The sequence below is a fragment of the Streptomyces sp. CC228A genome, assembly GCF_021390935.1.
In the GTDB taxonomy this organism is placed as follows: Bacteria; Actinomycetota; Actinomycetes; order Streptomycetales; family Streptomycetaceae; genus Streptomyces.
In genome coordinates this window covers 473,773-497,201 of record NZ_JAJPUI010000004.1, presented here as the reverse complement: position 1 = coordinate 497,201, position 23,429 = coordinate 473,773, and the positions used below count along the sequence as shown (strand labels likewise).

The 23,429-nt window shown below is 74.6% G+C and carries 20 protein-coding genes; 15 read left to right on the top strand and 5 right to left on the bottom strand.

The window, feature by feature from the left end; all coding sequences use genetic code 11:
- Positions 1-239: 239 nt before the first annotated feature.
- The 3 genes from L6E17_RS15100 to L6E17_RS15090 all read right to left on the bottom strand — a co-directional run bounded on the left by L6E17_RS15100 (position 240) and on the right by L6E17_RS15090 (position 4,435).
- Positions 240-2,645 (bottom strand): Tex family protein, encoded by a 2,406-nt coding sequence (locus tag L6E17_RS15100; RefSeq protein ID WP_236241280.1) that lies wholly within the window; start codon positions 2,643-2,645, stop codon positions 240-242.
- Positions 2,646-2,750: 105 nt separating this feature from the next.
- Positions 2,751-3,623: a hypothetical protein gene (locus tag L6E17_RS15095; RefSeq protein ID WP_236241279.1), complete on the bottom strand. Its 873-nt coding sequence runs from the start codon at positions 3,621-3,623 to the stop codon at positions 2,751-2,753.
- Between the two features lie 68 nt (positions 3,624-3,691).
- A complete protein-coding gene (locus tag L6E17_RS15090; protein ID WP_236241278.1) occupies positions 3,692-4,435 on the bottom strand; it encodes an enoyl-CoA hydratase/isomerase family protein in 744 nt (247 codons plus the stop codon).
- Between the two features lie 83 nt (positions 4,436-4,518).
- Here L6E17_RS15090 and L6E17_RS15085 point away from each other — a divergent pair, with 83 nt between their 5' ends.
- Together L6E17_RS15085 and L6E17_RS15080 are read left to right on the top strand one after the other, a co-directional pair.
- Positions 4,519-5,193 (top strand): HdeD family acid-resistance protein, encoded by a 675-nt coding sequence (locus L6E17_RS15085; protein ID WP_236241277.1) that lies wholly within the window; start codon positions 4,519-4,521, stop codon positions 5,191-5,193.
- 92 nt (positions 5,194-5,285) lie between these two features.
- A complete protein-coding gene (locus L6E17_RS15080; protein ID WP_236241276.1) occupies positions 5,286-5,765 on the top strand; it encodes an ATP-binding protein in 480 nt (159 codons plus the stop codon).
- Between the two features lie 365 nt (positions 5,766-6,130).
- On the opposite strand, the gene idi is transcribed toward L6E17_RS15080, so the two are convergent.
- A complete protein-coding gene (gene idi / locus L6E17_RS15075; RefSeq protein ID WP_236241275.1) occupies positions 6,131-6,736 on the bottom strand; it encodes an isopentenyl-diphosphate Delta-isomerase in 606 nt (201 codons plus the stop codon).
- Between the two features lie 224 nt (positions 6,737-6,960).
- Positions 6,961-7,902 carry a cation diffusion facilitator family transporter gene (locus tag L6E17_RS15070; RefSeq protein WP_236241274.1) on the bottom strand — a complete coding sequence of 314 codons (942 nt, stop codon included), beginning with the start codon at positions 7,900-7,902 and terminating at the stop codon, positions 6,961-6,963.
- Between the two features lie 1,080 nt (positions 7,903-8,982).
- Here L6E17_RS15070 and L6E17_RS15060 point away from each other — a divergent pair.
- From L6E17_RS15060 to L6E17_RS15000, 13 genes are all read left to right on the top strand, one after another.
- The gene (locus tag L6E17_RS15060; protein WP_236241273.1) at positions 8,983-10,485 is read left to right on the top strand and encodes a DUF5941 domain-containing protein; all 1,503 of its coding nucleotides are present in this window, start codon (positions 8,983-8,985) and stop codon (positions 10,483-10,485) included.
- On the top strand, positions 10,482-11,231 hold the full coding sequence (locus tag L6E17_RS15055) for a sugar phosphate nucleotidyltransferase (RefSeq protein WP_236241272.1): 750 nt from the start codon (positions 10,482-10,484) through the stop codon (positions 11,229-11,231). Before L6E17_RS15060 ends, L6E17_RS15055 begins: the two co-directional genes overlap by 4 nt.
- Positions 11,219-12,280, top strand: coding sequence for an iron-containing alcohol dehydrogenase family protein (locus L6E17_RS15050; protein WP_236241271.1), 1,062 nt, complete (start codon positions 11,219-11,221; stop codon positions 12,278-12,280). The genes L6E17_RS15055 and L6E17_RS15050 overlap by 13 nt, the downstream gene beginning before the upstream one ends.
- Positions 12,258-13,037 (top strand): CDP-alcohol phosphatidyltransferase family protein, encoded by a 780-nt coding sequence (locus L6E17_RS15045; RefSeq protein ID WP_236241270.1) that lies wholly within the window; start codon positions 12,258-12,260, stop codon positions 13,035-13,037. Before L6E17_RS15050 ends, L6E17_RS15045 begins: the two co-directional genes overlap by 23 nt.
- Positions 13,038-13,074: 37 nt before the next feature.
- The gene (locus L6E17_RS15040) at positions 13,075-13,947 is read left to right on the top strand and encodes a glycosyltransferase family 2 protein (protein ID WP_236241358.1); all 873 of its coding nucleotides are present in this window, start codon (positions 13,075-13,077) and stop codon (positions 13,945-13,947) included.
- Between the two features lie 60 nt (positions 13,948-14,007).
- Positions 14,008-14,934 carry an ABC transporter permease gene (locus L6E17_RS15035; RefSeq protein ID WP_236241269.1) on the top strand — a complete coding sequence of 309 codons (927 nt, stop codon included), beginning with the start codon at positions 14,008-14,010 and terminating at the stop codon, positions 14,932-14,934.
- Entirely contained in the window at positions 14,927-15,724 is a 798-nt protein-coding gene (locus L6E17_RS15030) for an ABC transporter ATP-binding protein (RefSeq protein ID WP_236241268.1), read from the top strand. Before L6E17_RS15035 ends, L6E17_RS15030 begins: the two co-directional genes overlap by 8 nt.
- 304 nt (positions 15,725-16,028) lie before the next feature.
- Positions 16,029-16,946: a squalene synthase HpnC gene (hpnC, locus tag L6E17_RS15025; RefSeq protein ID WP_236241267.1), complete on the top strand. Its 918-nt coding sequence runs from the start codon at positions 16,029-16,031 to the stop codon at positions 16,944-16,946.
- Positions 16,947-16,981: 35 nt separating this feature from the next.
- Positions 16,982-17,902, top strand: a complete 921-nt coding sequence (gene hpnD / locus L6E17_RS15020) for a presqualene diphosphate synthase HpnD (RefSeq protein ID WP_236241357.1) — start codon at positions 16,982-16,984, stop codon at positions 17,900-17,902.
- Positions 17,903-17,925: 23 nt separating this feature from the next.
- A complete protein-coding gene (gene hpnE, locus L6E17_RS15015; protein WP_236241356.1) occupies positions 17,926-19,323 on the top strand; it encodes a hydroxysqualene dehydroxylase HpnE in 1,398 nt (465 codons plus the stop codon).
- 38 nt (positions 19,324-19,361) lie between these two features.
- Entirely contained in the window at positions 19,362-20,420 is a 1,059-nt protein-coding gene (locus L6E17_RS15010; RefSeq protein ID WP_236241355.1) for a polyprenyl synthetase family protein, read from the top strand.
- Positions 20,421-20,914: 494 nt separating this feature from the next.
- A complete protein-coding gene (gene shc, locus L6E17_RS15005; protein WP_374109054.1) occupies positions 20,915-22,783 on the top strand; it encodes a squalene--hopene cyclase in 1,869 nt (622 codons plus the stop codon).
- Positions 22,783-23,427: a 1-hydroxy-2-methyl-2-butenyl 4-diphosphate reductase gene (locus tag L6E17_RS15000; RefSeq protein ID WP_236241266.1), complete on the top strand. Its 645-nt coding sequence runs from the start codon at positions 22,783-22,785 to the stop codon at positions 23,425-23,427. The genes shc and L6E17_RS15000 overlap by 1 nt, the downstream gene beginning before the upstream one ends.
- The last annotated feature ends 2 nt before the right edge of the window (positions 23,428-23,429 follow it).

Below are 23,429 nucleotides of genomic sequence, written 5' to 3'. Positions count from 1 at the left end.
CCCCGAAGCAGGAACGCCCCGAAGCGGGAACGCCGCGAAAACGGGCACGCCCCGGCGCCTCGAAGCGCCCGGCCCCGCGCCAAGTTACCCCGCGCTGCGAGCTCCGCGCCGTCATATCGCGCACCGGGCGGTGGTTTTCAGGCTCACGAGTGGACCGGCTTCAGGCTCACGAGTGGACCGGCCCGCGGCAGCCGGGGCGGAGGAGGGCGCACCCCCGCCCGCTCCCGGCCGGCCGCGGCTCAGCGCCGCCGGTCGCCGCCGCCGTCCAGCAGGCCCGCCTTGCGGAGGGCGTCGGCCATCGCGCTGTTGGCGGGCGGCGGTGCCTGCCGGTCGCCACCGCGGGCGCCGCCCCGGCCGCCCTTGCCACCGCTGCCTTGGCCGCCCTTGCCACCGCCACCGCCGCCCTGGCGCTGCCGCGGCGGGCGCCCGCCGCGCTCGCGGCGCGGCCCGGAACCCTCGGCCGGGCCGTCCGCGGCCGCCTCGTCGTCCAGCCGCAGCGTCAGCGAGATCCGCTTGCGCGGCACGTCCACGTCGAGGACCTTCACCTTCACCACGTCACCGGACTTCACGACGTCCCGCGGGTCCTTGACGAAGGTCCGCGACATGGCCGACACGTGCACGAGTCCGTCCTGGTGGACACCGACGTCCACGAACGCGCCGAACGCCGCCACGTTCGTCACGACGCCCTCCAGCACCATCCCCGGCGCGAGGTCGCCGATCTTCTCCACGCCTTCCTTGAACGTGGCCGTACGGAACGCCGGACGGGGGTCGCGGCCCGGCTTCTCCAGCTCCCGCAGGATGTCCGTGACCGTCGGCAGGCCGAAGGTGTCGTCCACGAAGGCGTCCGGCCGCAGGGACCGCAGCACACCCGTGTTGCCGATCAGCGACGCGACCTCGCCGCCCGTCGTCTTCACCATCCGCCGCACCACCGGATACGCCTCCGGGTGCACCGCCGACGCGTCCAGCGGGTCGTCGCCGCCCCGGATCCGCAGGAAGCCCGCGCACTGCTCGAACGCCTTCGGACCCAGCCGCGGCACGTCCTTCAGGGCATTCCTGGACCGGAACGGGCCGTTCGCGTCCCGGTGCGCCACGATGTTCTCCGCGAGGCCGGGCCCGATGCCCGACACCCGCGACAGCAGCGGCGCCGACGCCGTGTTGACGTCCACGCCCACGCCGTTCACACAGTCCTCGACCACCGCGTCCAGCGACCTGGACAGCTTCACCTCGGACAGGTCGTGCTGGTACTGGCCGACGCCGATCGACTTCGGATCGATCTTCACCAGCTCCGCCAGCGGGTCCTGGAGGCGCCGTGCGATGGACACCGCGCCGCGCAGCGACACGTCGAGCCCCGGCAGCTCCTGCGCGGCGAACGCGGACGCCGAGTACACCGACGCCCCCGCCTCCGACACCAGCACCTTCGTCAGCCCCAGCTCGGGGTGGCGGGCGATCAGGTCCGCGGCCAGCCGGTCGGTCTCGCGGGACGCGGTGCCGTTGCCGATCGCGACCAGCTCCACCCGGTGCGCCCTCGCCAGCCGCTCCAGCGCGGCGAGCGACTCCTCCCACTTGTTCTGCGGCACGTGCGGGTAGACCGTGTCGGTCGCCACGACCTTCCCGGTCCCGTCGACGACGGCGACCTTCACGCCCGTGCGGTAGCCCGGGTCGAGGGCGAGCGTCGGCCGGGTCCCGGCCGGAGCCGCGAGCAGCAGGTCCCGCAGGTTGGCGGCGAACACCCGCACCGCCTCGTCCTCGGCGGCGGTGCGCAGCCGCAGCCGCAGGTCGATGCCCAGGTGCACCAGGATGCGGGTGCGCCACGCCCAGCGGACGGTGTCCTTCAGCCAGGGGTCGCCCGGGCGGCCCCGGTCCTCGATCCCGAAGCGCCGGGCCACCATCCCCTCGTACGCCGAAGGGCCGTCGACCGGCTCCTCCGGCTCCAGCACGAGGTCCAGCACGTCCTCCTTCTCACCGCGCAGCATCGCCAGCACGCGGTGCGAGGGCAGCTCGGTGAAGCCCTCCGCGAAGTCGAAGTAGTCGGCGAACTTCGCGCCCGCCTCCTCCTTGCCCGCCCGGACCTTCGCGACCAGGCGCCCCCGCGTCCACATCCGCTCGCGCAGCTCGCCGATCAGGTCGGCGTCCTCGGAGAACCGCTCCGTGAGGATCGCCCGCGCACCCTCCAGCGCCGCCGCCGGGTCCGCGACGCCCTTGTCCGCGTCCACGAACGCGGCCGCCGCGGCGAGCGGCTCCGCGGACGGGTCGGCCAGCAGCCCGTCGGCCAGCGGCTCCAGTCCGGCCTCCCTGGCGATCTGCGCCTTGGTGCGCCGCTTCGGCTTGAACGGCAGGTAGACGTCCTCCAGGCGGGCCTTGGTGTCGGCCTCCCGGATCCGCGCCTCCAAGGCGTCCGTCAGCTTGCCCTGCTCGCGTACGGATTCGAGGATCGCGGCCCGCCGGTCCTCCAGCTCCCGCAGGTACCGCAGGCGCTCCTCCAGCGTGCGCAGCTGGGTGTCGTCGAGCATCCCGGTCGCTTCCTTGCGGTAGCGGGCGATGAACGGCACGGTCGAGCCGCCGTCCAGCAGCTCCACGGCCGCCTTGACCTGTCGCTCCCGTACGCCGAGCTCCTCGGCGATCCTGCCTTCGATGGACGTCGTCACGGTGTGTCCGACCCGCCTTCTCGTGCCTTCAGGGTTGCGCTCGCATTCTGCCTGCTCGGGGCGGGAGGTGCGGCATCCCGCCCCGATGCGCCGCCGCGCCGTCGGTCAGTCGCGGGCCCCGACCTCGGCGGGGAAGGCGCCCGCCGCGACCGCCGCGGACAGGAAGCCCATGGCCAGCTTGGCCAGCCGGGCCACCCCGTCCGCTCCCAGGCGCGCGTATGGCGCCGCGTCCATCCGGTCCGTGTGCGCCTCCACCTCCTCGCGCAGGGCCCGGCCGGAGTCCGTCAGCCCGCCTCCGGCGTCCAGCAGGCCGCGCTCCTGCAGCCGTGCGCCCGCCGCGTCCCAGTCGGCCCGGCCCCAGCCGCGGATGCCGAGGGCCCAGCGGGGCGAGATGCCGCTGCCGGAGGCGGTGTGGGTGACCATCGCCTCCAGCGGGTCGAGCCCCGCGTGCAGCAGGGCGGCCACGTGCGCGTCGCCGCGGTGCTCCCGCAGCAGCGTGGCCGCCCACCAGTACCGCAGGTGCGCGGGCCCCTCGGGAACCGGCACGTCGGCGTGCGCCGCGTACAGCGGGCGGGCGTGCGGGGTGCAGCCCTCCGCTGCGCGCAGGGCCAGCTCGGCGGCCTCCGCCATGTCGTCGGACGCCGCGACCGCGTCGCCGAGCAGCCGCCGCACGGTCGCCTCGGCCGCCCGCAGCCGCGCCGCGGTGACCTCCTGCGGCGGGGCGGTCTCCCAGACCGCGGGCAGGTGGCGCGCTATGAGGGCCGGGTTGAAGTTGTTGAACGCGGCGGTGACCGGGCCGGGCCCCACGGCCCCCATGGGCGCGGAGCGCGCGGCCAGGTAGGCGGCGTGCCCGTCCTCGATGCCGAGGGCGGCCAGCTCCTTCGCGGTCTCGGGCGAGAAGTAGACGGCGGCGTGGAAGAGGTTGAGGGCGTGGTGGCAGCGGCGCACTGAGGGCTGCGGCAGCGTCGGTGTGGTCATGCCCGGCACCTTACCGACTGGTCGGTACGAGCCAGTAGGGTTCCGGCCACCCGGCCGCCGCGCGCGGCTCAGCCCCGGTACGTGAAGCGCGGCGGGCGCCGCTCCAGGAAGGCCGCGACGCCTTCCTCGCGGTCGCCGCTCCGACGGGCCTCCTCCGCCCAGTGCCCCGCCCGGTCCGTACGGCCCTCCGCGAAGTCCTTGGCGGCCATCTGCGTCAGCAGGGACCGGGACAGCAGCACCCGGACGAACTCCGCCACCCGCGCGTCGAGCTCCCCGGGCGGCAGCACCTCGTCCACCAGACCCGTGCGCAGCGCCCGCTCCGCGCCGACGAGCTCGCCGGAGAACAGCAGGTACTTGGCGGTGGCGGGGCCCACCAGCGAGACGAGCCGCCGCGTGGACGAGGCGCCGTAGACGATGCCCAGCTTGGCGGGTGTGATCCCGAAGCGCGCGCCCTCCTCGGCGAACCGCAGGTCGCAGGCGGCCGCGAGCTGGCACCCGCCGCCCACGCAGTAGCCGCGCACGGCGGCCAGCGTCGGCTTGGGGAACGCCGCGAGCGCCTCCTCGGCCCGCACGGCGAGGGCCTGCTGCTCGTCGCCCGGTCGGCGCAGTGTGGAGATGTCCGCCCCGGCGCAGAACGTGTCGCCTTCCCCGGTGAGTACCAGGGCCCGCACCCCGGGGTCGGCGGCCAGTTCCGCGAGGAGTGCGGGCAGCCGCCGCCACATGGCGGCGGTCATGGCGTTGCGCTTGGCGGGGTTGCCGATGACGACGGTGGCGACGCCGTCGGCGACGCGGTGCGCGAGCTGGGGCTCCATGCGCCGGATGCTATCCGGGGACCGCGACCGTACGATCAAGAAGGGGGCGCCGCGAGCAACGACCGAGGAAGCGAGGCGCTCTGATGGCCCGTACCACCCGCGACGACCCGGCCCGTGCGAGCCGGAGGCTGAGCCGCAGTTTCGGCTGGCTGGCACTGCTCGGGGTCATCCTGGCGATCGGCGGCGTCTTCGGCCTGGTGTACACCGGGCTCGCCACCCTCACGTCGATGCTGCTCTTCGGGTGGCTGCTGCTGGTCGGCGGCGTCGTCGGGCTGCTGCACGCCCTGGAGTCCCGGGGCACGAGCTTCTTCTGGCTGGCGGTGGTGGTGGCGGCGCTGAACATCGCCGCGGGCTTCGTCGTCATCCGCCACCCGGAGGAGTCGGCGGAGGCGTTCACCATGTTCGCCGCCCTGCTGTTCCTGACGGGCGGTCTGTTCCGCCTGGTGGGCAGTGTGGTGGTGCGCGGCCCGCAGTTCGGCTGGACGCTGCTGCAGGGCGCCTTCGGAGTCCTGCTGGGCCTGCTGGTCCTGTTCGACTGGCCGGAGAGCAGCCTGTACGTGCTGGGCACCTTCTTCTCGCTGGCCCTGCTCTTCGACGGGCTCGGTCTGATCGCCATGGGTGTCGGCGGGCGCCGGATCGTCGGGCTGGTCTCCGAGCAGATGGCCGGGCAGGAGGGCGACGGCGGCGCCGCGGGCGGACGGGGCGGTGCGGGCGGCGGCCCGGCGCCGGGACCCGGCAATGACCGGTCGAAAGGGTAGAGGCTCCGATCAGAAACGGTCGCAGTCCTTCAATAGCGTGACACTTGTGGTCGGCCGCCCGGCCCTGGCGCCCCTGGCCCAACACTCGACCCGTGGCGACAATCGAGCACGAGGGTGAGCGTCGGTCCGGGGACGGCCACGGAGGCGTCCCGGCCGGGCCACCGTCGTACGAAGGGGTCTGGCGTTTCACCGCTCCGGCGGTGGACGCCTCCGTGCCGCAGTCCCGGCACGCCGTACGGGAGCTGCTGCACCGGCAGGGGGTCCCGGCCCGCGACGACATGGTCCAGGGCCTGTTGCTGATCGTCTCCGAGCTGGTGACCAACGCGGTGCGGCACGCGGCGCTGCTCTCCCCGCAGCTCGCCGTGGAGGTCGCGATCGGCGCCGAGTGGATTCGCGTTTCCGTGGAGGACAACCACCCGTACCGCCCCAAAGCGCTGGAGACGGACTCCGCGCAGACGGGCGGGCGGGGGCTGCTCCTCGTCCGCGAGATCACCCGCGAGGCGGGCGGCACCTGCGACGTCCAGCACACCGCGACCGGCGGCAAGATCATCTGGGCGGCGCTCCCGCTGTAGCGGCCGCCACCCCGGGCGGACGTGGGGCGGCCCCGCGGTCCGTGCCCGGCGATGACCGGCTCCGCCGCCGCGTACGGCACCAGGGCGTCGCCCTGCGGGCAGCACGCGGTGGCCGACCCCCGCCGCGCCGATCCCTCACGGCGGCCGCGGCGGCGCGGGTCGCCTGCCGCAGCGCCGAACCGCAGGGCCCGAACCGCGGCGCGCCCGAACCGCAGCGCCCGAACCGCGGCGCGCCCGAACCGCGGCGCCCTGAAGGCGCCCGCCGGACGACCGCCCGCGGGAACCACCCGACGGACGGCCGGCACCCGCCGTGCCCCGGACTCCGGGGCGCGGCGGGTGCCGGTGCAGTGCAGGTGCGGGCAGGCTCACCAGCCGCCCGCGGCCCCCGTCAGCTCCTTGACCGCCGGGCGCGCCGCGTCCAGCACCGTCATGAACCACGCCGAGAACGGAGCCGAGGCATGCCGCTCCGCCAGCTCCTGCGCCGTCACGAACGCCGTCTCCTCGACCTCCTCGGGGTCCGGCCTCAGCGGGGCCTGCACCATGCCGACGAAGAGGTGGTTGTACTCCTGCTCGACCAGCCCGGACGCCGGGTCCGGGTGGTTGTAGCGCACCGTGCCCGCCTCGGCCATCAGCGACGGCGACACCCCCAGCTCCTCGTGCACCCGCCGGGCGGCGGCCGCGAACGGCGCCTCGCCGGGGTAGGGGTGGCCGCAGCAGGTGTTCGACCAGACGCCGGGGGAGTGGTACTTCCCGAGCGCCCGCCGCTGCAGCAGCATCCGGCCCTCCTCGTCGAAGAGGAAGACCGAGAACGCCCGGTGCAGCTGCCCGGGCGCCAGGTGGGCGGAGAGCTTCTCGGCGGTACCGATGGTGCTGCCGTTCTCGTCGACCAGTTCGAGCATGATCGCGGGCGCTGCTCCGTCCGGCGTCCCGTCCGGGGAGCTGTGCGTCGCGGTGGCAGGTGTGGTCGGCATAACCATCCTTCGCATCGGTTCTCGGCCCTGTGGGGCATTCCACAGTCTGCCGCACATAAGCGGTTTGTCGGCACACCTCACACGCCGTTCACCCGCGAGGGCCGCGCCCCCCGCACGCACGACCCCCGCGCGCACGGCCACGCGTGCGGGGCCTCGGCACGTGCGGTCCGGCGCGCGCACCGGTACCGCGTCGGGCCGGGGCGGGACCGCCCCGGCCGAGGGCCTCAGTGGCAGAGGTGCGCCTCGTGGGCGGCATGGCCGGTCGGCTCCAGCTGGAACGTGCAGTGTTCCACGTCGAAGTGGCCCACCAGGCACTCCTGCAGGTCGTGCAGCATCTTCTCGTGCCCCGCCCCGTCCAGCACCGGCGCGTCGACGACGACGTGCGCCGACAGCACGGGCATCCCGGACGTGATCGTCCACGCGTGCAGGTCGTGCACGTCCCGCACCCCGGGCAGGGCCAGCAGGTGCGAGCGCACCTCGGTCATGTCGACGCCCTTGGGCGCGGCCTCCAGCAGCACGTCCAGCGTCTCCCGGAGCAGCTTCACCGTGCGCGGCACGATCATGAGGCCGATCACCAGGGACGCGATCGGGTCCGCGGCCTGCCAGCCCGTGAGCAGGATGACCCCCGCCGCCACGATCACCGTCACCGAGCCCAGGGTGTCCGCGAGCACCTCCAGATAGGCGCCGCGCACGTTCAGGCTGTCCTTCTGGCCCTGCATGAGCAGCGACAGCGAGACGACGTTCGCCACGAGGCCGACCGCGGCGAAGAGGATCGCCAGGCCGCCCTGGGTCTCCGCCGGGGTGATGAACCGCTGCACCGCCTCGAACAGGACGTAGCCGCCCGCACCGAGCAGCAGCAGGCAGTTCGCCAGGGCCGCCAGGATCTCGGCGCGGGCGTACCCGTACGTCCGGTTCGGGGTCGGCGGGCGGTTGGCGATGTGGATGGCGACCAGCGCCATGGCGAGGCCGACGGCGTCCGTCGCCATGTGCGCCGCGTCGGCGATCAGCGCCAGTGAGTTCGCGAGGACGCCGCCGATGATCTCCACCACCATCACGGACAGGGTGATCGACAGGGCGATCCGCAGCCGCCACCGGTGTGCGGCCCCCGCGGTCCCCGTGGGCGGCGCCCCTCCGTGCACGTGCCCGTGATCGTGCCCAGCGCCCATGAGAAGTCGCCTCCACCTCGGTCGGTCCCGGTCCGGGTCGCCGGTCAGTCAACTACGGGTGGGGGGTATGTGCAAGCTGATGCTGAACACCGTTGTCATATGCTCTGACCTGCGGATACGTGTCCAGGTCGGATGGGGTGACGATCACGGTTTGTCGCCCGGGCGGCTGATCGACGATGATGATCGCGCCGCCCCCGCCCGCCGTCGAGGCGGCCAAACCTCGGTGAACTCCGGCTTCCGGGCATCCGATAGCCTCTGCCGACGCGCCCTTGCGCGCGCCCGGCCCTTTCTGCTCCAAGGAGTGAGTTCGTCTGTCGACCGCCATCCTCACCGGTCCTCCGGTCCCCGGATCGCCGCTTGAGGGCGATCTGCGGTCGCTGGGCTTCGACGTCCGCACCGCCGACGGCGCCGAGAGCGCGGCCGCTCTGCTCGCCTCCGTACCGGCCGGGCAGCGGGTCGCGCTCGTGGACCCGCGCTTCGTCGGCCACGTCCACGCCCTGCGCCTCGCCCTGACGGACCCCCGCTTCCCGGCCGCCGCCGCCCCCGGCGCCCTCACGGCCCAGCCCGCGGCCCGCCCCGCGCTCGGCCGCGCCCTGGCCGCCCTGGCGGACGCGCCCGGCGGCGGACCGGTGCCGCCACGGCGTCCGGGCCGGGTCCGCAGGACCGCGCCGGCAGCACCGCCGACGGCTCGGACCCCGCCACCACCGGCACGGACGGGGCGACCGCGACCGGCACGGACGGGGCGACCGCGACCGGCACGGACGGGGCGACCGCGACCCGGCCCGCCGGGACCGGTACCGGTGCGGACGCCGCGACCCGTGCCGACACCGCCGTCGGCAGCTCAGGGGCCACGGCGGCCGGCACCGGCCTGGCGACCGCCACCGGCACGGACGAGGCGGCCGCGACCCGGCCCGCAGGGACCGGCACCGGCGCGGCCGCCACCCCGCCCGCCGGGACCGGTGCGGGCGAGGCCGCCGGGACAGGCGCCCCGGCCCGCGCCGACAGCGGTGCCTCCAGCACCGGCCTCCCGTCCACGGGCCTCACCGGCGGCGACCCGGACGGCACGGGCGCCCGCCCCCGGTGCCGGGCGACTCCCTCCCCGACCTGCTCGCCGCGCGCCTCGACGCCGACGGCACCGCCGTGCACCGGCCCGTGCTCGGTTCGCTCGTCGCCGCCGTACCGACCGACCCGCAGGCCCGCAAGGAGACCCGGGACGCCGTCGCCGCCGTCGACGACGAGGCCGTCCGGCTCAAGGCCGCCGTGAAGTCCCGCGACGGGTTCTTCACCACGTTCTTCATCAGCCCCTACTCCCGCCACCTCGCCCGCTGGTGCGCACGCCGGGGCCTCACCCCGAACCAGGTCACCACCGCCTCCCTGCTGACCGCGCTCGCGGCGGCCGGCTGCGCGGCGACCGGGACGCGCGGCGGATTCGTCGCGGCCGGCGTCCTGCTCCTCCTCTCCTTCGTCCTGGACTGCGCCGACGGCCAGCTCGCCCGCTACTCACTCCAGTACTCGACGCTCGGCGCCTGGCTGGACGCCACCTTCGACCGCGTCAAGGAGTACGCCTACTACGCGGGTCTCGCCCTCGGGGCGGCCCGCGGCGGGGACGACGTCTGGGCGCTCGCCCTCGGCGCGATGGTGCTCCAGACCTGCCGGCACATCGTGGACTTCTCCTTCAACGAGGCCAACCACGACGCCACCGCCAACACCAGCCCCACCGCGGCCCTCTCCGACCGGCTCGACAGCGTCGGCTGGACCGTCTGGGTCCGCCGCATGATCATCCTGCCGATCGGGGAGCGCTGGGCGATGATCGCGGTGCTCACCGCGCTGACCACGCCCCGCACCGTCTTCTACGCCCTGCTCGTCGGCTGCGCCTTCGCCGCTTGCTACACCACCGCCGGGCGGGTGCTGCGCTCGCTGACCCGCAAGGCCCGCAGGACCGACCGCGCCGCCCAGGCCCTCGCCGACCTGGCCGACACCGGTCCCCTCGCCGAGCTGCTCTCCAAGGCGGCCCGCGGTTCCTTCCCGCCGGCCGCCGCCCGCCCCCTGATCGCCGCTGCGGGCGCCGCCTGGCTGCTGATCGGCGCGACCCTCGCCCCCCTCGGCAACGCCGTGCTCCTCGGCGCCGCGGTGTACGTGCTGACGTCCGCCAGTGCCGTCGGCCGCCCCCTCAAGGGACCGCTGGACTGGCTGGTGCCCCCGCTGTTCCGGGCCGCCGAGTACCTCACGGTCCTCGTCCTCGCCGCCCGGTCGGGCGCCCCGGGCGCGCTGCCCGCGGCGTTCGGGCTGGTCGCGGCGGTCGCCTACCATCACTACGACACGGTCTACCGCATCCGCGGCGGCACCGGGGCGCCGCCCGCCTGGCTGGTGCGTGCCCTCGGCGGGCACGACGGACGCACCCTCCTCGTGGTGGTCCTGGCGGTCCTCTTCGCGACGGGCGGCCCCGGCGACGGCGGTGACCGCTTCACCCTGGCGCTCACCGCCCTCGCCGGCGCCCTCGCCCTGGTGGGCCTCGCGGAGTCCGTCCGCTTCTGGGTGTCCGCCGGAGCACCCGCCGTACACGACGAAGGAGAAACCGCATGATCGGCCTCGTACTGGCAGCCGGTGCCGGACGGCGTCTGCGCCCCTACACCGACACGCTCCCGAAGGCCCTCGTGCCCGTGGACCCCGCCGGAAGCGGTTCCACCACCGTCCTCGACCTGACCCTCGGCAACTTCGCCGAGGTCGGCCTCACCGAGGCCGCCGTCGTCGTCGGCTACCGCAAGGAGGCCGTCTACGAGCGCAAGGCCGCGCTGGAGGCGAAGTACGGCCTGAAGCTCACCCTCGTCGACAACGACAAGGCCGAGGAGTGGAACAACGCCTACTCCCTGTGGTGCGCCCGCGACCTCCTCAAGGAGGGCGTCATCCTCGCCAACGGCGACACCGTGCACCCCGTCTCCGTCGAGCAGACCCTGCTCGCGGCCCGCGGCGGCGACCGGAGGATCATCCTCGCGCTCGACACGGTGAAGTCCCTCGCGGACGAGGAGATGAAGGTCGTCGCCGAGGACGGCCTCGGCGTGCGCCGCATCACCAAGCTCATGGACCCGGCCGCCGCGACCGGCGAGTACATCGGCGTCACCCTCATCGAGCCGGCCGCCGCCGCCGACCTCGCCGACGCCCTCAAGGCCACCTTCGAGCGCGACCCCGACCTCTACTACGAGGACGGCTACCAGGAGCTCGTCGACCGCGGCTTCCGCATCGACACCGCACCCATCGGCGACGTCCGCTGGGTGGAGATCGACAACCACGACGACCTCGCGAAGGGCCGTGAGATCGCGTGCCTGTACTGACCCGGCTCATCCCCTCGCCGGTCGTCGTCGACATCAGCCGCGGGGCGACGGACCGGCTGGCCGGCCTCCTCGCCGACCAGCGGATCTCCGCCTCGGGCCGGCTGGCGATGGCGATCAGCAACGGCTCGGGGCGCGCCCTGCGCGGCAAGCTGGCGCCGGTGCTGCCCGATGCCGACTGGTACACCGTGGAGGACGGCACCATCGACTCCGCCGTGCGGCTGGCCGACGCCATCCGCGGCAAGCGGTACGACGCGGTCGTCGGCCTCGGCGGCGGCAAGATCATCGACGTGGCGAAGTACGCCGCGGCGCGCATCGGCCTGCCCATGGTCGCCGTCGCGACGAACCTCTCCCACGACGGCGTCTGCTCGCCGATCTCCACGCTCGACAACGACAACGGGCGCGGCTCCTACGGGGTGCCCTCGCCCATCGCCATGGTCATCGACCTGGACGTGATCCGGGACGCCCCCGTCCGGTTCGTCCGCTCCGGCATCGGGGAGGCGGTCTCGAACCTGTCCGCCCTCGCGGACTGGGAGCTGGCCCACCGGGTCAACGGCGAGCACGTGGACGGCCTGGCCGCCGCCATGGCCCGCACCGCGGGCGAGTCCGTGCTCCGCCACCCCGGCGGCGTCGGCGACGACGAGTTCCTCACCGTCCTCGCCGAGGCCCTCGTGCTGAGCGGCATCGCCATGTCGATCAGCGGCGACAGCCGGCCGTCCTCCGGCGCCTGCCACGAGATCAGCCACGCCTTCGACCTGCTCCACCCGGGGCGCCGCGCCCTCCACGGCGAGCAGTGCGGCCTCGGCGCCGCCTTCGCCATGCACCTGCGCGGTGCCCGGGAGGAGGCCGGCCTCTTCGCGGAGGTGCTGCGCCGGCACGGCCTCCCGGTGCTGCCCGAGGAGATCGGGTTCACCGCGGACGAGTTCGCCGCGACCGTGGCGTACGCGCCGCAGACCCGCCCCGGGCGCTTCACGATCCTCGAACACCTCGACCTGTCCGCCGATCAGATCAGGGACGCGTACGCCGACTATGCCAAGACCATCCATTGCTGAACTCCGCCCGGTCGTCCACCCGGCCGGGGTGAAGGACCGGCGCAGCGGCGAGCACTGGGGCGGCCGCCTGTACATGCGCGAGGTCTCGCTGCGCGTCACCCGCCTCCTGGTCGGCACCCGGGTCACCCCGAACCAGCTCACGTACGTGATGACCGCGGCCGGTGTCCTCGCCGCCCCGGCGCTGCTGGTCCCCGGCATCCCGGGCGCCCTGCTCGGGGTGCTCATGGTCCAGCTGTACCTGCTGCTCGACTGCGTCGACGGGGAGGTGGCCCGCTGGAAGAAGCAGTTCTCGCTCGGCGGGGTGTACCTGGACCGCGTCGGCGCCTACCTGTGCGACGCGGCCGTGCTCGTCGGCTTCGGCCTGCGGGCCGCGGACCTGTGGGGCGGCGGCCGGATCGACTGGTTGTGGGCGTTCCTCGGCACCCTCGCCGCCCTCGGCGCGATCCTGATCAAGGCGGAGACCGACCTCGTCGGCGTCGCCCGGCACCAGGGCGGGCTGCCGCCGGTCAAGGAGTCCGCGTCGGAGCCGCGCTCGTCCGGCATGGCGCTGGCCCGCAGGGCCGCCGCCGCGCTGAAGTTCCACCGGCTGATCCTGGGCATCGAGGCATCGCTGCTCATCCTGCTGCTGGCGGTCGTCGACCAGGTCCGCGGCGACCTGTACGCCACCCGCCTCGGGGTCGCGGTCCTCGCCGGGATCGCGCTCCTCCAGACCCTGCTGCACCTGGTGTCCGTCCTGGCGTCCAGCAGGCTCCGGTAACCCCCGGCCGACCGAGGTGAGCACCCCCGTGAAACCCCTGAGACTGGGCGCCGTCATCATCACCATGGGCAACCGCCCCGACGACCTGCGCGCCCTCATCGACTCCGTCTCCGCCCAGGACGGCGACCCGATCGAGGTCGTCGTGGTCGGCAACGGCGCACCCGTCACCGGCGTCCCCGAGGGCGTCCGCACCGTCGACCTGCCCGAGAACCTGGGCATCCCCGGCGGCCGCAACGTCGGCATCGAGGCGTTCGGCCCGAACGGCCGCGAGGTCGACGTGCTGCTGTTCCTCGACGACGACGGGCTGCTGCCGGACAAGGACACCGCCGAGCGGGTGCGCCGGGCGTTCGAGGCGGACCCGCGGCTCGGCATCGTCAGCTTCCGGATCGCCGACCCGGAGACCGGCGCGACCCAGCGCCGCCACGTGCCCCGGCTGCGGGCCTCCGACCCGATGCGCTCCTCCCGTGTGACGACCTTCCTCGGCGGCGCCAACGCCGTCCGCACGGAGGTGTTCCAGCAGGTCGGGCCGCTGCCCGGGGAGTTCTTCTACGCGCACGAGGAGACGGACCTGGCCTGGCGCGCGCTGGACGCGGGCTGGCTGATCGACTACCGCGCCGACATGGTGCTGCACCACCCCACCACCCCGCCCTCCCGGCACGCCGTCTACCACCGGATGATCGCCAGGAACCGGGTGTGGCTGGCCCGCCGCAACCTGCCGGCCCCGCTCGTGCCCCTGTACCTCGGGGTGTGGCTGCTGCTCACCCTCGTACGGCGGCCGTCGTCGGACGGCCTCAAGGCGTGGTTCGGCGGTTTCAAGGAGGGCTGGACCACTCCTTGCGGGCCCCGAAGGCCCATGAGTTGGCGTACGGTGTGGCGGCTGACGAGACTGGGCCGTCCACCCGTCATCTGACAGGCTCGGCCCCGAGAGCAACCCCCGCCCCCGCATCGGTGAACACGAAAGTTTCGACCTGTGAGTGAGACAACCCACGACCGCGCGGTCACCGTCGCCCCGCCCTCGCCAGACGACGGGCTCACCCCGGCCGAGCTGGCCGCCAAGTACGGGCTGACGGTCAGCGGTGCCCGGCCAGGACTGCTGGAGTACGTGCGCCAGCTGTGGGGACGGCGCCACTTCATCCTCACCTTCTCCCGGGCCAAGCTCACCGCCCAGTACAGCCAGGCCAAGCTGGGCCAGCTGTGGCAGGTCGCGACGCCGCTGCTGAACGCGGTCGTCTACTACCTCATCTTCGGCCTGATCCTGGGCGCGGACCGCGGCATGGGGCAGGACGTGTACGTCCCGTTCCTGGTGACCGGCGTCTTCGTCTTCACGTTCACTCAGACCTCGGTCATGTCGGGTGTGCGGTCGATCTCCGGCAACCTCGGGCTGGTCCGCGCGCTGCACTTCCCGCGCGCCGCGCTGCCCATCTCGCTGGCCCTCCAGCAGCTCCAGCAGCTGCTGTACTCGATGATCGTGCTGTTCGTGATCGTGGTGGCGTTCGGCAGCTACCCGTCGCCGAGCTGGCTGCTCATCCTGCCCGCGCTGGCCCTCCAGTTCGTGTTCAACACGGGCCTCGCGCTGGTGATGGCGCGGCTCGGCGCGAAGACCCCGGACCTGGCGCAGCTCATGCCGTTCATCCTGCGGACGTGGATGTACGCGTCGGGCGTGATGTTCTCCATCCGCATCATGCTGGAGGGCAAGCCGGCGTGGATCGCCGACGTGCTGAGCTACAACCCCCCGGCGATCTACATGGACCTCGTCCGGTTCGCGCTGATCGACGGCTACACCTCCGCCAACCTGCCCCCGCACGTGTGGCTCGCCGGACTGCTGTGGGCGGTCGGCATCGGTGTCGCCGGCTTCGTGTTCTTCTGGAAGGCTGAGGAGCGGTACGGCCGTGGCTGACGAGACCAACAGGGCGGGGGCGGCCGAGGCGCGGGTGCCCACCGTCATCGCCGACGACGTCCACATCGTGTACCGCGTCAACGGCGGCTCCGGCGGCAAGGGCAGCGCCACCGCTGCCCTGAACCGCATACTGCGCCGCGACAAGGGCAACCGCGGCATGCGGGAAGTGCACGCCGTGCGCGGCGTCTCCTTCGTCGCGTACCGCGGCGAGGCCATCGGCCTCATCGGCACCAACGGCTCCGGCAAGTCGACGCTGCTGCGCGCCATCGCCGGACTGCTGCCCTGCGAGCGAGGCCGCGTCTACACCGACGGCCAGCCCTCCCTCCTCGGGGTCAACGCCGCCCTGATGGGCGACCTGACGGGGGAGCGCAACGTCATCCTCGGCGGGCTCGCCATGGGCATGTCCCGTGAGGAGGTCAAGGCGCGCTACCAGGACATCGTCGACTTCTCCGGCATCAACGAGAAGGGCGACTTCATCACCCTGCCGATGCGGACCTACTCCTCCGGCATGGGGGCGCGGCTGCGCTTCGCCATCGCCGCTGCCAAGCAGCACGACGTGCTGATGATCGACGAGGCGCTGGCCACGGGTGACCGCAAGTTCCAGATCCGCTCCGAGCAGCGGATCCGGGAGCTGCGCAAGGAGGCCGGCACGGTGTTCCTCGTCAGCCACAGCAACAAGTCGATCCGCGACACCTGCGACCGCGTCCTGTGGCTGGAGAAGGGCGAGCTGCTGATGGACGGCCCGACCGACGAGGTGCTCAAGGCGTACGAGAAGGAGACCGGCAAGTAGCCGGTACGCGGCCGCACGGCGGGGGCCGACCGGGCCCTGCGCCGTGCGGCGGTGTGCGCGCGGCGGCCGGGACGCCGGAACCGGAGCCCTCCGCATGGAGTACCGGTCGGCCGCCCGTGCACGGGGCGCCGTAAGCTGGACCGGTTATATTCCAGGCCAGCCAGGGGCATAGCGTCATGGATCCGGCGGCGTGTCCGAAATGGGTTGTATTGGGTCAGCAGTGTAGAACGGGAGACGTGACGGCCATGACGGAAGATCTCCAACTCGCCGAGGGTCCCGCCGTCCCCGCTCCGGGCAGCCGGCAGTGACGGGTGTCCGGCAGGCGCACTCGGACGCCTCGGCGCGCGCCCCCCTCGCGACCCTCGACAAGGCTGCGGACGAGAACTTCCCCGTGGCCCCCTTCTTCCTGCCCCGCGCCTGGCGCGGCGACCTCATGGCGGTCTACGGCTTCGCCCGGCTCGTCGACGACATCGGCGACAGCGACCTCGCCCCCGGCGGCCACGACGCCCGCCTCCTCGGCGCCGACCCCGGTGCCGATCCGCTGACCCTCCTGGACGCCTTCGAGGCGGACCTGCGCCGCGTCTTCGACGGCGCCAGCCCCGGCCACCCCCTGCTGCGCCGGCTCGCCCCGACCGTCCACCGCCACGGGCTCGGCCCCGAGCCGTTCCTCGCGCTGATCGAGGCCAACCGGCAGGACCAGCGCGTCAGCCGGTACGGCACGTACGCCGAGCTCGTCGACTACTGCGCGCTGTCCGCCGACCCCGTCGGCCGGCTCGTCCTCGGCATCACCGGCACCACCAGCCCCGAGCGCGTCCGCCGCTCCGACGCCGTCTGCACCGCCCTGCAGATCGTCGAGCACCTCCAGGACGTCGCCGAGGACCTCCGCCGCGACCGCGTCTACCTGCCCGCCGAGGACCTCGACCGGTTCCGCGTCACGGAAGCCGACCTGGCCCTCCCCACCGCCGGCGCGTCGACGCGCGCCCTCATCGCGTACCAGGCGGACCGCGCCCGCCGGCTGCTGGACGAGGGCGGCCCCCTCGTCGGCAGCGTCCACGGCAGGCTCCGGCTGCTCCTCGCCGGATTCGTCGCCGGCGGCCACGCCGCCCTCGACGCCATCGCCGCCGCCCGCTACGACGTCCTGCCGGGACCGCCCAGGGCAACCCGGCCCCAACTGCTCCGCCGACTGGCGGCGGTGCTGCGAACCACGCGCAGAGAGGGGTGAGCGGGCACGTGCAGACGACGACCCGGACCACCCGCATGCCCGCCCAGGTGCAGGCCGCCTACACCTACTGCGAGGCCGTGACCGCCACGCAGGCCCGGAACTTCGCGTACGGCATCCGCCTGCTGCCCGCCGAGAAGCGGCAGGCCATGTCCGCCCTCTACGCCTTCTCCCGGCGCGTCGACGACATCGGCGACGGCGGCCTCGGCCCCGACGCCAAGCAGAGCCGCCTCGAAGACACCCGGGACCTGCTCGACCGGGTCCGCCGGGGCGCCGTCGCCGACGACGACACCGACCCGGTCGCCGTCGCCCTCGCCGACGCCGCCCGCCGCTTCCCGCTGCCCCTCGAAGGGCTCGACGAACTCATCGACGGCGTCCTCATGGACGTCCGCGGCCGCACCTACGACACCTGGGACGACCTGCGCGAGTACTGCCGCTGCGTCGCCGGCGCCATCGGCCGCCTCTCCCTCGGCGTCTTCGGCACAGCCCCCGGCGCGCCCGAAGCCGCGCGCGCCCCCGAGTACGCCGACACCCTCGGCCTCGCCCTGCAGCTCACCAACATCCTGCGCGACCTGCGCGAGGACGCCGGCAACGGCCGCAGCTACCTGCCCGCCAAGGACCTCGCCGCCTTCGGCTGCGCCGACGGGTTCCGCACCGACACCCCGCCCGAGGGCGGCGACTTCGCCGGACTCGTCCAGCACGAGGTGCGGCGCGCCCGCTCCCTCTTCGCCTCCGGCTACCGGCTGCTGCCGATGCTCGACCGGCGCAGCGGCGCCTGCGTGGCTGCCATGGCCGGCATCTACCGGCGGCTCCTCGACCGCATCGCCCGCGACCCGCACGCCGTCCTGCGCGGCCGCGTCTCCCTGCCCGGCCGCGAGAAGGCGTACGTCGCCGTACGGGGACTGTCCGGCCTGGACGCCCGCACGGTCTCCCGCCACCTCGTCAGGGGGCGCGCGTGACCGGCCTCCCCGCCCGCACCCGGCTGCGGTGCCCGACCGGCGCCCGGCGCGCCCCCGGCCGCAGCGCCGTCGTGGTCGGCGGCGGCCTCGCCGGCATCACCGCGGCGCTGCGGCTCGCCGACGCCGGGGTACGGGTCACCCTGCTGGAGGGGCGGCCCCGGCTCGGCGGCCTCGCGTTCTCCTTCCGGCGCGGCGAGCTCACCGTCGACAACGGCCAGCACGTCTACATGCGCTGCTGCACCGCCTACCGGTGGTTCCTGGACGAGGTCGGCGGCGCGGACCTCGCCCCGCTGCAGGACCGGCTGGACGTACCGGTCGTCGACGCGGCCCGGCCCGAGGGCCGCCGCCTCGGCCGGCTCCGCAGGACCGCCCTGCCCACCCCGCTGCACCTGGCCGCCGGCCTCGCGACCTATCCGCACCTCTCCCTCGCCGACCGGGCCCGCGCGGGGCGCGCCGCCCTCGCCCTCAAGGCCCTCGACCCCGCCGACCCGGCACTCGACGGCACCGACTTCGCCACCTGGCTGGCCCGGCACGGCCAGTCGCCGCGCGCCGTCGAAGCCCTGTGGGACCTCGTCGGCGTCGCCACCCTGAACGCCCCGGCGGCGGACAGCTCCCTCGGCCTGGCCGCCATGGTCTTCAGGACCGGACTGCTGTCCGACCCCGGCGCCGCCGACCTCGGCTGGGCCCGCGTCCCCCTCGGCCACCTCCACGACACCCTGGCCCGCGCCGCCCTCGAAGCCCGCGGCGTCCGCGTCCTGACCCGCACCAAGGCGCGCACCATCAGCCCCGCGGGCGGGGGCTGGACCGTCGCCGTGCCCGGCGACACCCTGGACGCCGACACCGTCGTCCTCGCCGTCCCGCAGCGCGAGACCCACGACCTCCTCCCGCCCGGCGCCGTCGACGACCCCGGCGCACTCCTGCGGATCGGCACCGCGCCCATCCTCAACATCCACGTCCTGTACGACAGGACCGTGCTGCGCCGCCCCTTCTTCGCCGCCCTCGGCTCGCCCGTCCAGTGGGTCTTCGACCGCACCGACGCCTCCGGCCTCCGCGGCGGCGGGCAGTACCTCGCCCTGTCCCAGTCGGCCGCCGGCCACGAGATCGACGCCTCCGTGGCGCAACTGCGCGCGCGCTACCTGCCGGAGCTCGAACGGCTGCTCCCGCCCACCCGCGGCGCCCGCGTGCTGGACTTCTTCGTCACACGGGAGCGGACGGCGACGTTCGCTCCCGCCCCCGGTGTCGGGCGGCTGCGTCCGGGCGCGCGCACGCACGCCCCCGGCCTCTACCTGGCCGGCGCGTGGACCGCCACCGGCTGGCCCGCCACCATGGAAGGAGCGGTGCGCAGCGGCCTCACCGCCGCGTCCGCCGCCCTCTCGGCCCTCGGCCGCCCCCATGTACACCCGCTTGAGGAGGCGGTATGAGACCGAGAACCGCAACCAGAGGAGAAACCGTGCCGACTGTGCCCCCGGCGAGTCCCGCCGTCGACACCGAGGAGGTGACCGCGCTCCTGGAGCGCGGCCGGACCCTTGCCACCCCGGTGCTGCGCGCGGCCGTCGACCGGCTCGCGCAGCCCATGGACACCGTCGCCGCCTACCACTTCGGCTGGATCGACGCCCTCGGGCGGCCCGCCGACGGCGACGGAGGCAAGGCGGTACGCCCCGCCCTCGCCCTGCTCTCCGCGGAAGCGGCCGGCGCCCCCGCCGAGACGGGCGTCCCCGGCGCGGTGGCCGTGGAACTGGTGCACAACTTCTCCCTGCTGCACGACGACCTGATGGACGGCGACGAGCAGCGCCGCCACCGCGACACCGTGTGGAAGGTGCACGGCCCCGCGCAGGCCATCCTGGTCGGCGACGCGCTGTTCGCCCTCGCCAACGAGATCCTGCTTGAGCTCGGCACGGTCGAGGCGGGCCGCGCCACCCGCCGGCTGACCGTCGCCACGCGGAAGCTGATCGACGGACAGGCGCAGGACATCTCCTACGAGCACCGCGAGCGGGTCACCGTCGAGGAGTGCCTGGAGATGGAGGGCAACAAGACCGGCGCCCTGCTCGCCTGCTCCGCGTCCATCGGCGCCGTCCTCGGCGGTGCCGACGACCGCACGGCGGACGCCCTGGAGGCGTACGGCCACCACCTCGGCCTCGCGTTCCAGGCCGTCGACGACCTGCTCGGCATCTGGGGCGACCCCGGCGCCACCGGCAAGCAGACGTGGAGCGACCTGCGGCAGCGCAAGAAGTCCCTGCCCGTGGTCGCCGCGCTCGCCGCGGGCGGGCCCGCCTCCGAGCGGCTGGGTGAACTGCTCGCCGCGGACGCCAAGAACCCCGACCTCGACGGCTTCTCCGAGGAGGAGTTCGCCACCCGCGCGGCCCTCATCGAGGAGGCCGGCGGCCGCGACTGGACCGCCCAGGAGGCGCGCCGCCAGCACACCGTGGCCATCGAGGCGCTGGACCGGGTCGACATGCCGGCCCGGGTGCGGGCGCAGCTCACCGCGCTCGCCGACTTCGTCGTCGTACGGAAGAGATGATCACCATCGCGATGCGGATGACGTCCCCGCGCATATGAGTTCGCGGTCGGCGGCCGGTGCCCACGTACGTCGGCGGCACCGGCCGACGGCAGACCCGTAGCAGCAGCGCACTCACTGCACGAAGGGGAAGCCATGACAGCGACGACCGACGGCAGCGCCGGGGCCACCCGCCCCAGGACCGCGCCCGCCGCCGAAGCGGACGACACCACCTCGACCCCCGCCCCGCCGGGGACCCCGCGCTCCCGCCGGCGCCCCGCGACCTCGGGCCCGCCCGCGGCGGCACGGCCGGGGGACCCGCACCCGACCTCCCCGGATCCGCGGCCGGCCGGCGCCGCCCGCGGCACCGGGACCGCCCGGACCGCCGCGCCGGCCTCCCGGGGCGACGAGCCGGCAGCCGCCACCGACGGCATGGACCGGTCCGCGGGCGACCGGCCCCGCACGGAACCCCCGGCCACGGGCCCGCCAGGGGCGTACGCGGCGCCGCCGAGCGCGCGGTGCGGCGGGCCACCGCGCACCTGCTGGCCCTGCAGGACGCCGAGGGCTGGTGGAAGGGCGACCTGGAGACCAACGTCACCATGGACGCCGAGGACCTGCTGCTGCGGGAGTTCCTCGGCGTCCGGGACGGACCCACCACCGCGGCCGCGGCCCGCTGGATCCGCTCCCGGCAGCGCGAGGACGGCACCTGGGCCACCTTCCACGGCGGGCCCGGCGAACTGTCCGCCACCGTCGAGGCGTACGTGGCGCTGCGGCTCGCCGGAGACCCGCCCGACGCGCCCCACATGGCCCGCGCGGCCGCCTGGGTCCGCGACGGCGGGGGCATCGCCGCCAGCCGCGTCTTCACCCGCATCTGGCTCGCGCTGTTCGGCTGGTGGAAGTGGGACGACCTGCCCGAGCTGCCACCCGAACTGATCTACCTGCCGCCCTGGTTCCCGCTCAACATCTACGACTTCGGCCAGTGGGCCCGGCAGACGATCGTGCCGCTCACCATCGTGTCCGCCAAGCGCCCCGTGCGCCCCGCGCCCTTCGCGCTGGACGAGCTGCACACCGACCCCAGCCGCCCCGCCCCGCCCCGCCCGCTCGCCCCCGCCACCACCTGGGAGGGGGCCTTCCAGCGGCTGGACCGGGCCCTGCACGCCTACCGCCGCGTCGCCCCGCGGCCGCTGCGCCGGGCCGCCATGAACGCCGCCGCCCGCTGGATCGTCGAGCGGCAGGAGAACGACGGCTGCTGGGGCGGCATCCAACCGCCCGCCGTCTACTCCCTCATCGCCCTGCACCTGCTCGGCTACGACCTCGGCCACCCCGTGATGCGCGCGGGTCTCGCCTCCCTCGACCGCTTCGCCGTCTGGCCGGAGGACGGGGTCCGCATGATCGAGGCGTGCCAGTCGCCCGTCTGGGACACCGGCCTCGCCGTCATCGCGCTCGCCGACGCCGGACTGCCCCCCGACCACCCGGCCCTCGTCCGGGCGGCCGACTGGCTGCTAGCCGAGCAGATCGTCCGCCCCGGCGACTGGGCCGTACGCCGCCCGCACCTCCCGCCGGGCGGCTGGGCGTTCGAGTTCCACAACGACACCTACCCCGACATCGACGACACCGCCGAGGTCGTCCTCGCGCTGCGCCGGGTGCGGCACCCCGACCCGGCGCGGATGGAGGCCGCCCTCGCCCGGGCCGTGCGCTGGACCGTCGGCATGCAGTCCCGCGACGGCGCCTGGGGCGCCTTCGACGCCGACAACACCAGCACCCTGCCGAACAAGCTGCCGTTCTGCGACTTCGGCGAGGTCGTCGACCCGCCGTCCGCCGACGTCACCGCCCACGTCGTGGAGATGCTCGCCCACGAGGGCCTCGCCGGCGACCCGCGCACCCTCCGCGGCATCGACTGGCTCCTCGCGGAGCAGGAGCCCGGCGGCTCGTGGTTCGGCCGCTGGGGCGTCAACCACGTCTACGGCACGGGCTCGGTCGTGCCCGCCCTCACCGCCGCCGGGCTGCCCGTCTCCCACCCGGCGATCCGGCGCGCCGTCGCCTGGCTGGAGTCGGTGCAGAACGAGGACGGCGGCTGGGGTGAGGACCTGCGCTCCTACCGCGACCGCAGCTGGATCGCCCGCGGCGCCTCCACCGCCTCGCAGACCGCGTGGGCGCTCATGGCGCTGCTCGCGGCGGGCGAGCGCGAGTCCCGGGCGGTGGAGCGCGGCGTGCGCTGGCTCGCCGGCACCCAGCGCGCCGACGGCTCCTGGGACGAGCCGCAGTTCACCGGCACGGGCTTCCCCTGGGACTTCTCCATCAACTACCACCTGTACCGGCAGGTGTTCCCGCTCACCGCGCTGGGCCGGTACCTCCACGGGGAGCCGTCCTTCGGCAAGGAGGACTGATGCCCCGGGAACCGAACGCCGCCGGGCCCGGGCCCCTCCTGGTCGCCTGCGCGCTCGGCATCGAACGGCTCGCCCTGCGGGGCGGCTCCGACGCAGGAGCGGCCACCGTGCTGCGCACCGGCATGGGACCCGCCCACGCCCGGCGGGCCGTGGCGGAGGCGCTGCGCGCCGACGGGCCGCTGCGCGGCGCCGCCGTGATCGCCTCCGGGTTCTGCGCGGGCCTCGCGCCGGGCATGCACCCCGGGGACCTGGTCGTCGCCGACGAGACCCGCGGGCCGCTCGGCACCACCCCCTGTACGGCCACCGGGCCGCTGGCGGCGGCGGTGGCCCGTGCGCTGCCCGGCCGCACCGTCCACACCGGCCCCCTGCTCGGCACGGACCACGTGGTCCGCGGCCGGGAGCGGGCCGCCCTGCACGCCACCGGCGCCCTCGCGGTGGACATGGAGTCCGCCGCCACCCTGCACGCCGCGCTCACCGCGGGCCCCCGTCCGGTTGCCGCCGTCCGGGTGGTCGTGGACGCCCCGCAGCACGAACTGGTCCGGATCGGGACGGTACGCGGGGGAATATCGGCCTTCCGTGTTCTTCGTGCCGTACGCCCCGTATTCCTTGAATGGCACCGTTCTTTGCTGCTCCCCAGGAGGTGAGC

Excerpts from the sequence above, each read along its gene's own strand:
- L6E17_RS15095 (WP_236241279.1), bottom strand. The coding sequence starts at position 3,623 with ATGACCACACCGACGCTGCCGCAGCCCTCAGTGCGCCGCTGCCACCAC.
- L6E17_RS15090 (WP_236241278.1), bottom strand. The coding sequence starts at position 4,435 with ATGGAGCCCCAGCTCGCGCACCGCGTCGCCGACGGCGTCGCCACCGTC.
- L6E17_RS15085 (WP_236241277.1), top strand. The coding sequence starts at position 4,519 with ATGGCCCGTACCACCCGCGACGACCCGGCCCGTGCGAGCCGGAGGCTG.
- idi (WP_236241275.1), bottom strand. The coding sequence starts at position 6,736 with ATGCCGACCACACCTGCCACCGCGACGCACAGCTCCCCGGACGGGACG.
- L6E17_RS15070 (WP_236241274.1), bottom strand. The coding sequence starts at position 7,902 with ATGGGCGCTGGGCACGATCACGGGCACGTGCACGGAGGGGCGCCGCCC.
- L6E17_RS15055 (WP_236241272.1), top strand. The coding sequence starts at position 10,482 with ATGATCGGCCTCGTACTGGCAGCCGGTGCCGGACGGCGTCTGCGCCCC.
- L6E17_RS15045 (WP_236241270.1), top strand. The coding sequence starts at position 12,258 with ATGCCAAGACCATCCATTGCTGAACTCCGCCCGGTCGTCCACCCGGCC.
- hpnD (WP_236241357.1), top strand. The coding sequence starts at position 16,982 with ATGCCCGCCCAGGTGCAGGCCGCCTACACCTACTGCGAGGCCGTGACC.
- L6E17_RS15000 (WP_236241266.1), top strand. The coding sequence starts at position 22,783 with ATGCCCCGGGAACCGAACGCCGCCGGGCCCGGGCCCCTCCTGGTCGCC.